Origin of the sequence: Sphingomonas sp. QA11 (assembly GCF_028473665.1) — a bacterium.
Taxonomy (GTDB): domain Bacteria; phylum Pseudomonadota; class Alphaproteobacteria; order Sphingomonadales; family Sphingomonadaceae; genus Sphingomonas; species Sphingomonas phytovorans.
In genome coordinates this window covers 3,305,396-3,319,113 of the sequence record NZ_CP098774.1, presented here as the reverse complement: position 1 = coordinate 3,319,113, position 13,718 = coordinate 3,305,396, and the positions used below count along the sequence as shown (strand labels likewise).

The 13,718-nt window shown below is 64.9% G+C and carries 14 protein-coding genes and 1 tRNA gene; 9 read left to right on the top strand and 6 right to left on the bottom strand.

Features of this window, described 5'->3' with window-relative positions; genetic code table 11:
• Window positions 1-25: 25 nt before the first annotated feature.
• The 3 genes from NDN01_RS15365 (at window position 26) to NDN01_RS15355 (ending at window position 2,685) form a co-directional block, all read left to right on the top strand.
• A complete protein-coding gene (locus NDN01_RS15365; protein WP_272622597.1) occupies window positions 26-1,114 on the top strand; it encodes an MBL fold metallo-hydrolase in 1,089 nt (362 codons plus the stop codon).
• 330 nt (window positions 1,115-1,444) lie between these two features.
• Complete coding sequence (locus NDN01_RS15360; protein WP_272622595.1) at window positions 1,445-1,936, top strand: dienelactone hydrolase family protein; 492 nt, start codon at window positions 1,445-1,447, stop codon at window positions 1,934-1,936.
• A 113-nt stretch (window positions 1,937-2,049) separates the two neighbouring features.
• Complete coding sequence (locus NDN01_RS15355) at window positions 2,050-2,685, top strand: glutathione S-transferase family protein (protein ID WP_272622594.1); 636 nt, start codon at window positions 2,050-2,052, stop codon at window positions 2,683-2,685.
• Window positions 2,686-2,719: 34 nt separating this feature from the next.
• Here the strand turns inward: NDN01_RS15355 and NDN01_RS15350 are convergent, their stop codons facing one another.
• From NDN01_RS15350 to NDN01_RS15340, 3 genes are all read right to left on the bottom strand, one after another.
• Window positions 2,720-2,854, bottom strand: a complete 135-nt coding sequence (locus NDN01_RS15350) for a DUF1289 domain-containing protein (protein ID WP_443025251.1) — start codon at window positions 2,852-2,854, stop codon at window positions 2,720-2,722.
• A gap of 72 nt (window positions 2,855-2,926) precedes the next feature.
• On the bottom strand, window positions 2,927-4,381 hold the full coding sequence (locus NDN01_RS15345; RefSeq protein WP_272622593.1) for a DEAD/DEAH box helicase: 1,455 nt from the start codon (window positions 4,379-4,381) through the stop codon (window positions 2,927-2,929).
• Between the two features lie 121 nt (window positions 4,382-4,502).
• A complete protein-coding gene (locus NDN01_RS15340; protein ID WP_272622592.1) occupies window positions 4,503-4,964 on the bottom strand; it encodes a hypothetical protein in 462 nt (153 codons plus the stop codon).
• A 77-nt stretch (window positions 4,965-5,041) separates the two neighbouring features.
• Between NDN01_RS15340 and NDN01_RS15335 the strand changes: the two genes are divergently transcribed.
• Both NDN01_RS15335 and NDN01_RS15330 read left to right on the top strand, forming a co-directional pair.
• On the top strand, window positions 5,042-6,505 hold the full coding sequence (locus tag NDN01_RS15335; protein ID WP_272622591.1) for an FAD-binding oxidoreductase: 1,464 nt from the start codon (window positions 5,042-5,044) through the stop codon (window positions 6,503-6,505).
• 57 nt (window positions 6,506-6,562) lie between these two features.
• Window positions 6,563-7,336: a SapC family protein gene (locus NDN01_RS15330; RefSeq protein WP_272622590.1), complete on the top strand. Its 774-nt coding sequence runs from the start codon at window positions 6,563-6,565 to the stop codon at window positions 7,334-7,336.
• Window positions 7,337-7,775: 439 nt separating this feature from the next.
• Here the strand turns inward: NDN01_RS15330 and NDN01_RS15325 are convergent, their stop codons facing one another.
• Window positions 7,776-8,633, bottom strand: coding sequence for an N-formylglutamate amidohydrolase (locus NDN01_RS15325; RefSeq protein ID WP_272622589.1), 858 nt, complete (start codon window positions 8,631-8,633; stop codon window positions 7,776-7,778).
• Between the two features lie 135 nt (window positions 8,634-8,768).
• On the opposite strand from NDN01_RS15325, the gene cpdR reads away from it, so the two are divergent.
• Both cpdR and NDN01_RS15315 read left to right on the top strand, forming a co-directional pair.
• Window positions 8,769-9,146, top strand: coding sequence for a cell cycle two-component system response regulator CpdR (cpdR, locus tag NDN01_RS15320; protein ID WP_272622588.1), 378 nt, complete (start codon window positions 8,769-8,771; stop codon window positions 9,144-9,146).
• Window positions 9,147-9,215: 69 nt separating this feature from the next.
• Window positions 9,216-9,290: transfer RNA gene (locus NDN01_RS15315), tRNA-Val, on the top strand.
• A gap of 42 nt (window positions 9,291-9,332) precedes the next feature.
• Here NDN01_RS15315 and NDN01_RS15310 read toward each other — a convergent pair.
• A complete protein-coding gene (locus tag NDN01_RS15310) occupies window positions 9,333-9,617 on the bottom strand; it encodes a hypothetical protein (protein ID WP_272622587.1) in 285 nt (94 codons plus the stop codon).
• A 231-nt stretch (window positions 9,618-9,848) separates the two neighbouring features.
• On the opposite strand from NDN01_RS15310, the gene NDN01_RS15305 reads away from it, so the two are divergent.
• Together NDN01_RS15305 and NDN01_RS15300 are read left to right on the top strand one after the other, a co-directional pair.
• The gene (locus tag NDN01_RS15305; RefSeq protein WP_272622586.1) at window positions 9,849-10,169 is read left to right on the top strand and encodes a hypothetical protein; all 321 of its coding nucleotides are present in this window, start codon (window positions 9,849-9,851) and stop codon (window positions 10,167-10,169) included.
• Window positions 10,170-10,373: 204 nt separating this feature from the next.
• Window positions 10,374-12,653: a TonB-dependent receptor gene (locus NDN01_RS15300; protein WP_272622585.1), complete on the top strand. Its 2,280-nt coding sequence runs from the start codon at window positions 10,374-10,376 to the stop codon at window positions 12,651-12,653.
• 285 nt (window positions 12,654-12,938) lie between these two features.
• Here NDN01_RS15300 and NDN01_RS15295 read toward each other — a convergent pair whose 3' ends face one another.
• The gene (locus tag NDN01_RS15295) at window positions 12,939-13,637 is read right to left on the bottom strand and encodes a hypothetical protein (protein ID WP_272622583.1); all 699 of its coding nucleotides are present in this window, start codon (window positions 13,635-13,637) and stop codon (window positions 12,939-12,941) included.
• Window positions 13,638-13,718 lie beyond the last annotated feature (81 nt).

The window sequence follows — 13,718 nt, the reverse complement described above, 5'->3', positions numbered from 1 at the left end:
ATAGTTCCGTTGCTAGTCGCAACCTATGGCCACTGCTTCCCGCTCCGATGCCGCGTTCGTCGCTGACGAAAGCTTCGTCCCCACCAGCCACAAGGGTCTCACTTATCCCTTTGGTGGCCGGGAGACCGCGGCGGGTGACGTCATGGCGGTGGCGCCTGGCATCCGCTGGGTGCGACTGACCGTTCCGGGACCACTCAAGCACGTCAATTGCTGGCTGATCGACGATGAGGACGGCGTCGCGCTGGTCGACGCGGGCATGAACCTGCCTGATGCGCGGGATGCGTGGAAGACGGTATTTCGCGGTCCGCTGGCGGGCACGCGCGTCACGCGGATGATCGGCACGCATTTCCATCCCGATCATGTCGGCCTTGCCGGCTGGATGTGCGCGCACCATTCGGCGCCGCTGGTCATGACACGCGGGGAATGGCTCACCTTGCGATCGGTCATGCTCGATGCGCGCGACGCTGTGCCCGAGGAGATGATCGCCTTCTGGCGCGGCGCGGGTTGGGATGAGGAGCAGGTTGCCCATGCGAGCGAGCGTGGCTGGGCGGGCTTCCGCCGGGTCGTGACGCCGATGCCGCTCAGCTATCGCCGTATCAAGGACGGCGACACGCTGGCGATCGGCGGTGGCGAGTGGCGGATCGTGGTCGGTTCGGGGCACAGCCCGGAACATGCCTGCCTGTTGAACGAATCCGCCGGCATCCTCATCGCGGGCGATCAGGTCCTGCCGCGCATCAGCCCCAATGTCTCGCTCGGCGTCACCGAGCCCGAGGCCGACCCGCTTGGCGAATGGTTCGCCTCGATCGCGAAGCTCCGCCTGCTTCCGCACGATCTGCTCGTCCTGCCCGGACATGGCGATCCGTTCACTGGTCTCCATACCCGGCTCGACGCGATGGACCGTGAACACCGGGAGCGCCTCGATGAGCTCGAAATCTTCCTTGCCGAGCCACGGCGTGCGGTCGACTGCTTCGGCCGGCTGTTCCGTCGCGCCATCGGCCCCGACATGCTCGGCATGGCGACGGGCGAGGCGCTGGCGCATCTCCGCCGGCTTGAGATCGAGGGCAGGGCGGTCAAGCAGGTCAGTGACGGCGTCTGGTGGTACCGCGCGGCCTGACCCGTCTGCTGCGCGCTCGCCCCACGGGCGATTCGAAGAGCTGGGGCGTCCGGTCGCCGTTCTTTCGCTGGATTCAGTTTTCTTTTGAAGACGTTGCCCATGCGTTCGACAATGGGACAGTGCGCGGAACGCTGGGTCGGGCCGCGGCGATGCTTGTGTGACAAAGCATGCTCCTGCGTTTCCCCGGGCATATCCATGGATAGCCTGTCCGGCCCGCAGCAAAGGATGCAGCATTCACGCTCGCGGATTACATTCGTTTTGGTTGTATCTTGGATATATTAGGATTACGCTTTTCTTAACCGCGCAGGGCGGTGTCAGGGGAAAATATCCATGTCAGACAGCAACGAGCAACCCGTTGAGGGTTTCGAGGCATTGGGCCGTGCGCCTATCGGCCGCCGCAGTGTCGTGCGCCGAATGGCCGCGCTCTCGGTCGCGCCCGCCGTTGTCGGGTCTGGCTTGCTTGGCTTTGCCGGCTCCGCCCTCGCCGCGACTGATGATTCCCGCCTCAATGCCCGCAAGCTCAGCTATGCGCTTCGCGGTGGCAAGGTGCTCGAGGGCTATTTTGCCGCGCCGCGCGGCAAGGCCAATCTCGGCGTGGTCGTGGTGATGCCCGACGAGGCAGGGCTCGACGCGAAGGCCGAGGAGACTGCTCGTCGCTATGCGCTCGCCGGCTATATGGCCGTCGCCCCCGATCTTCGCGCGACCTTCAAGGGCGGCAGCCGCGACGCGATGGTCGCCGACATGATGAAGATAGTGCCTGATCTGAAGAGCCTCGCGCACAGCAACAGCAAGGTGAGCAGGATCAGCGTCGTCGCTGCCTGAGGGTTCGACTTCGCGACTGGCGTGATTTCCCCGCGGCGTCAGGGTGCGACCTTGACGCCGGCGCCTTGTCGTGTTCCATTTATGTTCTGCGAACGTGATTCGGAGAGGACGAGATGGCTGCTGACCTGGTTCTATACACCAATCCGATGTCGCGCGGGCGGATCGCGCGCTGGATGCTCGAGGAAACCGGCGCCGATTATGAGACGGTGGTGCTCGACTATGCCTCGACGATGAAGCAGGAGCCCTATCTGTCGATCAATCCGATGGGGAAGGTGCCGGCGATCGTCCATAATGGACGGATCATCACTGAATGCGCGGCGATCTGCGCCTATCTTGCTGACAGTTTCCCGGAGGCTGGCCTTGCTCCGCCGACCACGGATCGCGCCGATTATTATCGCTGGCTCTTCTATACGGCGGGCCCGATGGAGCAGGCGGTAACCAACAAGTCGATGAACTTCATCCCCAGCGACCAGCAGCAGCGCATGGTCGGATACGGCAACTACGATCTGGCGGTCGACACGCTGGAAAAGGCGGTGTCGGCGCATCCCTATATCGCGGGCGACAGCTTCACCGCGGCTGACGTCTATGTCGGATCGCAGGTCGCGTGGGGCACCCAGTTCGACACCCTGCCGAAACGCGATGCCTTCGACGCCTATCTTGAGCGTATCATGTCGCGCGACGCTTATCGGCGTGCGAATGACAAGGACAACGCCCTGATGCCGGCGCCGGAGCCTGAAAAGGCGGGGTGACGCCCGGCCTTGGCCCTGCCGCTTCCAGGTAGGGCTAAGGCAGGATGGCCCTTCGCCCAGGCAGCGCTGCCATCACCGCGTCCCGCCACGCGGCACTGCCGCTGCTCCACCCGGCGATCTCATCGATGGTCCGTGCGCATCCCGTGCACAGGCCAGAGGCCGCGTCCATCTCGCAGATGTTGACGCAGGGGCTTTCGATTCGCTTCACTGGTACCGTCTCGACGATCCCGTCCACGAACGGTCAGTAAGTCAGCTTCGCCATCAGGAAGTCGGGCAGCGGGCCGTTCCAGCCCTCGTCGGGGCCGTCATCCTGCGTGCCGCGCGTGGGGCGGTCGTCGCCGGCGGGTCGCTCCTGGCGCGGCGGGCGGCTTTCGCGCGCCGGCCGCTCTTCGCGAGGCGGACGTGAGTCGCGCGGCGTGCGTGGTGGCCGGGCTGGACGCTCGGTCTCGGTCGCCGCATCCGCGCTGGCTGGTTCCGGCTTTGCGCTCCTGGCCTTCTCGGGGGCTGCCTTCGGCGCCTTGGCGGCTGGCTTGGTCCGGCCGCCCCGGCCGCGGGATGTGGTGGCGGATGCGGGCTCGTCCTCGGCGCCTTCGTAGCGCTCGATCTTCATGCCCGTCAGCTTCTCGATATTGGCGACGTTCTCGGCGTCGTCAGCCGTCACCAGCGTGAAGGCGACGCCGGTCGCGCCGGCGCGGCCGGTGCGGCCGATCCGGTGGACATAATCGTCGGGGTGCCAGGGTGCATCGAAATTGAAGACGTGGCTAACGCCCTTGATGTCGAGGCCGCGCGCCGCGACGTCCGACGCGACCAGGATGTTGACGTCGCCGGCCTTGAACCGGTCGAGCTCGGCGATGCGCTGCGATTGTTCCATGTCGCCATGGATCTCGCTCGATCGGAAACCCTGGCGTTGCAGCGCCTTGTTCAGGTCGCGCACCGTCGTCTTGCGGTTCGAGAAGATGATCGCCGTCTTCACATCCTCATGCTCGAGCAGCGCGACGAGCTTCTCGCGCTTCTTCGAGGCCGAGACCGGGACCAGCCACTGCTTGATGTTGGTGTTGGCGGTCGCAGGGCGCGCAACTTCTATCGTCTTGGGATTGCTCAGGAATTTGTCGGCCAGCTTCTTGATCGGCGGCGGCATGGTCGCGGAGAAGAGCAGGGTCTGGCGCTGCTTGGGCAGCTTGGTGCAGATTTCCTCGATGTCGGGGATGAACCCCATGTCGAGCATCCGGTCTGCCTCGTCGATCACCAGCAGGTCGCAGCCGGTGAGCAGGATCTTGCCGCGTCCGAACAGGTCCATCAGCCGGCCCGGCGTGGCGATCAGCACGTCGACGCCCTTTTCAAGCGCCTTTTGCTGGTCGCCCATGGACACGCCGCCGATCAGCAACGCCATCGAAAGCTTGTGGTATTTGCCGTATTTCTCGAAATTCTCCGCCACCTGCGCGGCGAGTTCGCGCGTCGGTTCGAGAATCAGCGATCGCGGCATGCGCGCACGGCTTCGGCCCTCGCCCAATATGTCGATCATGGGCAGCACGAACGCTGCGGTCTTGCCTGTGCCCGTCTGGGCGATGCCGATGATGTCGCGCATCATCAGCACGCTCGGGATCGCGCTCGCCTGGATCGGAGTCGGCTCGGTATAGCCGGACTCGTTGACGGCTTTCAGAAGTTGGTCGGATAGGCCGAGGTCGGCGAAGGTCATGCGGTGTCCGGAAAAAGGCCCGGTCATCACGCCCGGCCAGCCCCTGAGCGCTTGCCGATAAGGGGGCGATTGTCAAGAAAAAGGGGTGTTTGCGGCCCGCCGGGGCGGCGTGGCGGCGATTTTAGCGTCTGGTTTTGGCCACGAGCCGCTTGAATTCCTTGATCCGGCAGGAGCCGCCCGAGCGGGAACGGATCGCGTCGCGGTCGGCGCAGACCATGCCGTCCTGGGTCGGTTTCAAATAATAGCCTGAATAATAATCGAGCGGCGGACAATCATCGTTGAGCCGGGCCCGTACCCTCGATCCGTCCTCGATCATCAGGTCGATGCTGTCCGGCGCTGAAATGGCGGCGCCGACCAGATCGCTCATCGCCACGCATTTGGGCCCCTTCTTCTCGGACCAGCTCACTGACTGCTGATCCTGGATCGGCTCGCGAGAGGTGAAGGGCAGGCGAGGAATGCGGATGATGATCCGCTGGTGCACAGTGAGCTGGGCGACCTCGACCTTGTCGAGGCGCGATTCATCGACCGAAGCACCCGGCGCGAGGGCAAGCAGAATCAACGCGAGAATCACCGGCTGCGACATCGTTTCGCGGCGTTAACCGAAATGCTTGAACAGTGCATGAATTGGCGCATCAAGGCGCGCATGGTAGGAGCCGGGCCATGACGCCTGCCTTGATGACTTCCGCTCAACGCCGCCTGACCGATTCGGTTCGCGAAAGACTTGGCCCGAAGGCGGTCGTCACTGACGAGGCAGCGATCGCGCCCTGGCTTCGGGATTGGCGCGGTCGTTATCATGGCGCGGCGCCCGCGATCCTTTCCCCGGACAGCCGCGACGGCGTCGCGACGATCCTGGCGCTCGCGCACGATCTGCGCGTGCCGCTGGTGCCGCAAGGCGGCAATACCGGGATGGTCGGCGGCGCGACGCCGCCCGCCGACGGCTCGGCGCTGATCCTGTCGTTGCGGCGGATGAACCGCATCCGCTCGATCGAGCCGGAGAACGGCCTGGCCGTTGCCGAAGCCGGGGTGATCCTCGCGGATCTCCATGCCGCTGCCGTCGATCGGGGCATGCGCTTTCCGCTGACGCTCGGCGCGCGCGGCAGCGCGACGATCGGCGGGCTCGCCTCGACTAACGCCGGCGGCACCCAGGTGCTGCGGTTCGGCACGATGCGCAGCCTCGTCGCCGGCGTAGAGGCTGTGCTGCCCGACGGCAGTATCCATGACGGGCTGGCCGCGCTCAAGAAGGACAATCGCGGCTATGATCTCAACCAGTTGCTGATCGGGGCTGAGGGGACGCTCGGTGTCATCACCGCGGCGACCCTGCGCCTTGTGCCCGCTATCGCCGCGCGAGCGGTGGCCTGGGCGGGGCTGGCCGATCCGGTGACGGCGCTCGCGCTGCTGCGGCGGCTTGAGGCGGGCACCGACCGGATCGAGAGTTTCGAGATCGTGCCCGACGACACGCTGGCTTTGGTGCTGCGGCATATCCCCGGCACCCGGCCACCGCTCGCCGGCGTGCACAAATGGCACGTGCTGATCGAGGCGGTGGCCACCGATCTGGCGGCCGAGCCGCCCGCCGACCTGCTCGAGCGACTGCTCGCACCGGCGCTTGCGGACAGTCAGGTCGCCGACGCGGTGATCGCGGCGAGCGAGGCGCAGGCTGACGCCTTCTGGCACATCCGCGATTCGATCTCCGAGGCGGAGCGCGCCAACGGTCCGGCTGTTCAGCACGATATCTCGGTGCCGGTGTCGGGCATGCCGCGCTTCATGATCGAGGGCGGCGCTGCCTGCGAGGCGCGCTTCCCGGGGACTGAGGCGATGGCTTTCGGCCATCTCGGCGACGGTAATGTCCATTTCCATGTGCGCGCGCCCCGCGGCGCCGATCCCGCGCACTGGTATGCTGAGGAAGCGCCGGTGGTGACGCGCTTCGTCAATGATCTGGTCGTGGCGGCCGGCGGCTCGATCTCGGCGGAGCACGGCATCGGCCAGATGAAGGTCGCCGAACTGGAACGCTTGTCCTCGCCGGCCCGGATGGCCACGCTGCGGGCGATCAAGTCTGCGTTCGATCCGGAAGCACTTATGAACCCCGGCAAGCTCGTGGCGCTTGCGCCGGGATCGCGGGCACCATAGAGCCGGGCACCGTCGGCACGCACAAGCCGCTTAATTCAGTCCCGATGGAGAGTTTTCATGGCCAGCGCGCCGCAATCGCAACTTCCGCTATTCTACAATGCGCTCGAGCCGCTTTCGAGCGAGACTCACGTCAACTTCAAGATGCGCCAGCTCACTCAGGCGAAGTTCCTCGTCGGGCAGCATGCCATTCCCGTGACGGTCGACGAATTCCCGCTCGTCCAGCGTCATTTCCCGATCGTCTTCACGGAGGGCGACGATGCCGTCCCGCTCGCGCTGATGGGCCTCAACGAAGGCACCAACGTGTTCGTCGATGCCGAGGGCTTGCTGACCGAGCCGATGATGTACGTGCCCGCCTATATCCGGCGCTATCCGTTCATGCTCGCGCGCCTGCGCCCCGGCGCTGACGAATTGTCGCTCTGCTTCGATCCGACCTCCGAAGGCATCGGCGCCGATCTCGAAGGAGAGCCCCTGTTCGACGGCGGCCAGCCCTCAGAGATCACCAAGAACATCATGCAGTTCAACGAATCGTTCGAACAGGCCGGTGCCCGCACCGCTCAGTTCATGCGCGACCTGAAGGAGATGGACCTGCTGATGGACGGCGAGACGACCATCCAGGCGGACGGCATCGAGCAGCCGTTCATCTATCGCGGTTTCCGCATCGTGAACGAAGAGAAGCTGAACGATCTGCGTGGCGACCAGCTTCGCAAGATCCACAAGAACGGCATGCTGCCGTTGCTCTACGCTCACCTCTTCTCGCTGTCGCTGATGCGCGACATCTTCAGCCGTCAGATGCAGCTCGGCCTCGTGCCGGCCCAGCTCCCGGCCGTCTGACACCGTCGCTGGTCCCGCGCCCGCCGGGCGGATCGCTCCCTTGCGGTGCGATCCGGTCCGCAGGGCAGGCGCGGGACTCGCTGCGCGGCCGGCGGAATCCCGCCGCCGCCAGTCTTTCCGTGCGCCTGACGGCACTGCGCTGCATTGTGGCGCTGCGGCATCGTTTCCCGCCGCCCGATCGGATGCTCGCACTCCAGGGTGCCCTGATGGCCTGCGATAGGCCTTCGGCATCGGCCAGCGATCCCGGATGATCGGCTAAGCATAATCAAAGCGGCTCTTTTCGCCCTTGAAGCGCGAAAACCGCCCTCCTATATCGGTGTTGCGCGGCGCCGTGTCCCCCCTTTCGCGGGGCCGTGCGGCACACCTTCGGGTGTGTCTCCTCCCTGAACCTTGGCCACCGCGTGCTGCATTGCACGCGGTGGTTTTTTTTGAGCTACGCCTATTCCGCGGCGATCGCGCCAGGCAATGCGAGCGCCTCGTCCGTCACCGCGTCGATCATCCGCCGCAGCAATGTCGCGATCGCCGTCATGCCATCCCCCGGGCCGTCAAGCGCTGGATCGAGATAGAGCGACCGGTCGAACTCGATCTGGATCGCATGGATGCCCGCTCTGGGCCGCGCCTGCGCGTCGAGGATATGGCCGCCGGCATAGGGCGCGTTCAGCGCGGTCGCGATCCCGGCTGATCGGGCCTCGCTTTCAAGCCGGCGAACGAATCGAGCGGCGGCCGATCGCCCGAAACGATCGCCCAGCACGATTCGCGCCGCGCCTTGCGCAGGCGTGAGGGGCGGCATTGAATGGAGGTCGAGCAGGATCGCGATGCCGAAGCGGGAGCGCGCGCGCTTCAGCGCCTCGGTCAGGGCGGCATGATAGGGCCGGTGATCCATCTCGATTCGCGCCATCACCTCGTCGCCGTCGAGCCGTCGCCGCCAGATGTCGCCAGCGCCCGAAACCCGGCGCGGCACCAGGCCGAGCCCACCGCGCATCCGGGCTGATTGCTGCGGCATCGCCTGCCGGTCGGCGCCGTCGTCGATGCCCGGATCGCGCTCCTGCTCGCTGCGGTTCAGGTCGATCCATGCCCGCGCGACCCGTTGCACCAGCATGGTCTCGTTGCCGCGCGCCAGGATGGCGACGGCGTCGATATGCCGATCCTCCAATGGTGTCAGTGCCGCGACCGGCACCCGCAGCGCTGCCCGCAACGCCAGCGGATAGTCGCGCCCGGCGTGCGGCACGGAAAGGATGATCGGGCTGGTCGGGTCGTGCGGACCGTATCGATCGAAGGAAAGGGCGCTGTCGGCCATTGCGGCCAACCTAGGATGCGCCTCCCGTTGCCGCAATCGGGGTTTGCTCCGGAAAGGTGCCGTTGGTGGTGGCGATGCTGGAAAATCTTAAGAGCTTCGCGCATAAACCGGGGCCACAGACTGAGCGGGACAGTGATGATCAGGATATTGTTGGCCGAGGACGACCGGGTGATGCGCGAGTATCTGACGCGTGCGCTCGAACGTTCGGGCTATGCGGTCAGCGCGGTCGATCGCGGCACCGCGGCGATTCCGCTGCTCGAATCGGAACCCTTCGACCTGCTGCTCACCGATATCGTCATGCCGGAGATGGACGGTATCGAACTGGCGCAGCGCGCGGGCGAGATGTGCCCCGACCTGCGCGTCATGTTCATCACCGGTTTCGCCGCCGTCACGCTGAAGGCCGGAAAGACGGTGCCGCAGGCCCGTGTCCTCTCCAAGCCGTTTCACCTTCGCGACCTCGTGATGGAGGTCGATCGCATGTTCGAAATGGAGAATGCGACCCGGGGAATCTGATCCCGGTACGATTTAGCGCGTGGCGGCTTGCGCGGGCCGATAACCCTCGCTAGAGCCCCCAACTCGCGTGGGCGTGTAGCTCAGTGGTAGAGCACTGTGTTGACATCGCAGGGGTCGCAAGTTCAATCCTTGCCACGCCCACCATTTAAAAAGCCCGTGAAGTCGGAAACGACCTCACGGGCTTTTTTATCGCCCGCCGGCGTTCTTCTCGCCTGCTCCCGGCGCCTTGCGCTGCTCGCCGAGATCGATCGCGCGGAGCATGCGCGAGCGGAACTTCACCCGCTGCCAGAAGGTCGCGTCCTGCATCCGCCATTCCTTGATCGCATCGCCGGTCAGCAGGTCGAGCATGGCGTCGCTTGCCTCGGCGTCGCCGCTCGCGAACTCGATCGACACTTCCTCGAAGCGATCGCGCTGCTCCTGCACGGTAAGGCTGCGGGAAGTGAAGTCGGTTCGGGCCGGGGAACCGGTCATGTCAGTACCGCCTTGGTCGGAACCAACGGTCCGGGTGGGAGCACGGTTCCGCTGGCCACGCCGTGACGCGGGCACACGGCCATATTGCGCCGCGAGGGCGATATGAACCGGGCCATCTCTGCCGGAGGCTGCCAGCGGCGCGTCCGGGACCGGGGCCCCAACGCGTCGGGGTATGTCATGTCAGTCAAATCCAGGATCGGCGGCGACGTCGCCCCTGCCCATTCCGCAGTTTTGCGTAACAAACATTGCGCGGGCGACGTTTTTCAACGTAACCGCCGCCGTAACCAGTCGGGCCGGCCATTGCCGGACGACGGGCGGATTTCGATCGGGCTTGCGGCACGGGGAGGGGCTCGTGACGAAACCCATGGCCGCCGTGCCCCTGCCGCCATTGCCGGCCTGGCGAACTACCTCCCTCGCTCGGTGACGGGCGACCGGATCATGATCGCCCGGTGGCGGGACTATGGTCGGGTCGGCGAGAGCGGGTTCCGGGCCAGACGCGGCCTGACCGGGGCGACGCCGACCTGCCCGGCGCGGGGGGCAGGTACGGCGTAGTGGGCGGAGGCCCCTGACTGTAGCGAGAATGTCATCAACGCGTGGAATAGGCGCGCTCCTGACAAGATTTGGCGCCGCGGACAAACGTCCCTGCGGCGCTTTCTATAAACGGGGGCCTAAATGTTACAAAAGTCGGTTTTCGCGTTGACGGCTGCTGCCTGTTTTACGGTGGCCACGCAGGCGAATGCACAGGAGGCCCTTTCGGTGACGGCGGCCGATGTTCTTCCCGGAGAGGCAGGCAACGGCGAGGCTCAGGACATCATCGTCGTCGGCAGCGGTGAGACCCGCTCGGTCCTGACCCTGGTCCCGTCGAACCTCGACGTGCTGCCGCCCGGCACCAGCGTGCAGAAGGCGCTGAACTTCCTGCCGGGCGTGAGCGCTCAGTCGATCGACGCGCTGGGCGTCAACGAGCAGTCGCTGTCGCTTCAGGTGCGCGGCTTCAACACCACGCACCTCGGCTACACGCTTGACGGCATGCCGCTCGGCGACGGCGCCTACAACAACTATAACGGCCTCACCATCAGCCGCGCGCTGATCTCCGAGAATCTCGGCCGCGCCGATCTCGCGACCGGCATCGCCGGTCTTGCCATCCCCTCAACCAGCAACCTTGGCGGCGCGCTGACCTATTTCAGCAGCGATCCGCACAAGAATATGGGGCTCGCCGTCAACGGGACGATCGGCAGCGCGGACAGCAGGCGCACCTTCGTACGCGTCGATACCGGCGAACATGGCGGTTTCTCCGCCTATATCTCCGGCCAGTATAGCGAACAGAAGCTGTTCGTGAACCAGCCTGCCTATAACAAGTCCACCGGCAAGCAACTCAACGCCAAGCTGAAATACCAGTTCGACGGCGGCACGATCACTGCCTTTGTCGACCTTTCGCGCACCAACCAGGCCGATGACGCCTATCTGTCGAAGGACATGCTCGGACGGCTCGGCTGGGACTGGGGTGGCTATGCGCCGAACTGGCAGGCCTATCTCGACCGTGCCTATTGCTCGGTGACCGCGCCGACCGCCCCGACCAAATGCGTCGATTCGACGCTGCCGGAGAAGCGCGCCGACGTCACCTTCACCAACGGCCAGATCCTCCGCAACGACAATCTCTATTACATCGCCGGAGATTTCAGCCTCACCAAAAACCTCAGCGTACGCGGACAAATCTATCATCATACGGACAAGGGCGCCGGCAACAACTTCATCACCGGCTGGTCGACTCAGGGAACACCATCCACCGCTGACGACATTCCGGTCCAGATCCGCGACACGCGCTACACCATCGACCGCACGGGCGTGCTCGGAAGCCTGAGCTGGCAGCTCGGCTTCAACCACCTCGAGGCGGGCTTCTGGGTGGAGGACAATGTCAGTAGCGCCGCGCGTTACATCTGGACCAATGTCACCGGTCCGTTCAGCCTTGCGCAATTTCTGAAGGGGCAGCCGGATACCGCCCAGTGGGTTCAGCGGACCACCTGGAAGACGGAACAATTCTACATCCAGGACACGGTGAAGCTGTTCGACGATGCGCTGAGCGTCGATTTCGGATTCAAGAGCACCTATGCGAAGTCGGATGCTCAGGCCATGCGCGGTATCGCCAAGGCAGGGCCGCCTGCGTCAAGCCAGTTCGCGAGCGGCACGCTGGTGGCGAAGGACAATTTCCTGCCCGAGGTAGGCGTGCGGTGGAAGATCGCGTCCGGGCACGAGGTGTTCGCCAGCTATGCCGAAAACATGGCGATGTACCAGGGGGGCTTCAAGCTCGGCCCGCAGTCGGTATCGCAGGCCGTCTGGGATGTGCAGGGCAAGACGTTGAAGCCTGAGACGTCGAAGAGTGTCGAAGGCGGCTATCGCTATGTGAGCCGCACGCTGCAGGCGTCGCTGACGGGCTATTATGTGAAATTCAATAACCGCCTGCTGCAGTACAATCCCTGCCCGACGAACCAGCAGCAGAACCCGGGCTGCGGCAATTCCTTCCACAATGCCGGGAGCGTCACGAGCAAGGGCGTTGAGCTCGGCGTGCTGTGGAAGCCGGCGCCGTGGCTGAACTGGTACAACTCGGCCTCGTACAACAAGTCCACCTATGACCAGGACCTCAACTGGTGCACCACCACCTGTGTGATCAAGGCCACGGCCGGCAAGCAGCAGGTGGACACGCCGAAGGAGATGCTGTCGAGCGTGGTGACCGTGAAGCAGGGCGGCTTCTCGGCGTCGCTGCAGGGCAAGTACACCGGCCGGCGCTACTATACCTACACCAACGACCAGAGCTTCGCCGGCTACACCACGTTCGATCTTGGCCTCGGCTACGACTTCGGCACCCTCGGCTTGCTGAAGGGGGCGAAGGTGGCGCTCAACGTCACTAACCTAACCAACAAGCGCTATGCGGCGAACCTGGACAGCAGCGTGTTCGCGCCGGACGACGCGACCGGCACCGTCCTCGTGTTCCACTCGTCGGCGCCGCGGCAGGTCTTCGGCACGATCAGCGCCGCCTTTTAAGCACCTCGGCGCGGCGCCGATCCGGGAATCTTCCCCGCCCTTGCCGGGTGGGGAAGAGGCCATTACCCGGCGCCGTGATCGGCTCTCGATCGACCGGCGTTCAACGATCTTCGGCCTGGCGATGCTTGGAAGGCGTCCCCTGCCGCGCTTGGCATGCGCCGACTTTGCCCCGATCTCTGCGCGCCGTGTGAACCCGCTCTGGCTGAAGAGGGACGAAGACGGTCCGGAACTCGACGCTTCCCGTCGAACAGGCAGATCGACTGATTTCAGACTCGCGCCCCGCTGTCAGCGCGAACTGCCGTTCAGGAGAGCCTGAACCCGCAAGCGGGGGAAAACCGCCTCAAGCGGCTTGGTATCGGGCAGTATATAGACATATCCGCCCTTCTTCTGGAAAAGCGGGCGCAGGCTCTTGTTGTAGAAGGCCATGGGCACGTTGATGCAGCCGAATGTGATGCGGTTGTCGTCCGGGGTCGGCGACAGCATCCGCTGGCGGCGCCGTTCCTTCGGGCTCGCCCCCTTGGGGATCGGATGAAGCGCCACTGACGTGGCGTAATCGACCCAGAGCACTTTTTGCCGTCCGGCCGCCAGTCCGTATTTCGCAAGGAAGCGTCCTGCAGGCGTGGTCTTCTCGGCGGGGCCGATCTCGGCGAGATTCTTGCTGCCGATGCCGGGGCTGGCATCGTCCCCGACGGCGACGCCGATCAACACCGGGACCTTGGCGAGCGCTTTACCCTTCGCATCGAACAGAAGGAGGGAAGCAGCGTTTTTGTCGATGATGAGATAGGGCAGAGCGCCGTTGTCCGCCGACGCGGCGATCCAATCGGCAACGCGCATGGTCGCCGCCGATTGGCCCGCTACGCCCTCATCTTCCGTAACCACCGGCTGCGGCACCGTTGATCCTGACGCCTGAACGCGTTTCGCATGCTGTGCGGGTGCGGGATCAGTCAGGGCAAATCCGGCGAGCGCCAGAAGAGTATTGATCATCGATCGAGGCGCTCGACATGAAACGGCCGCTCCCAGAGGAGCGACCGACGCTGGAAATCACGGTCTGCTTAGCATTCGCTG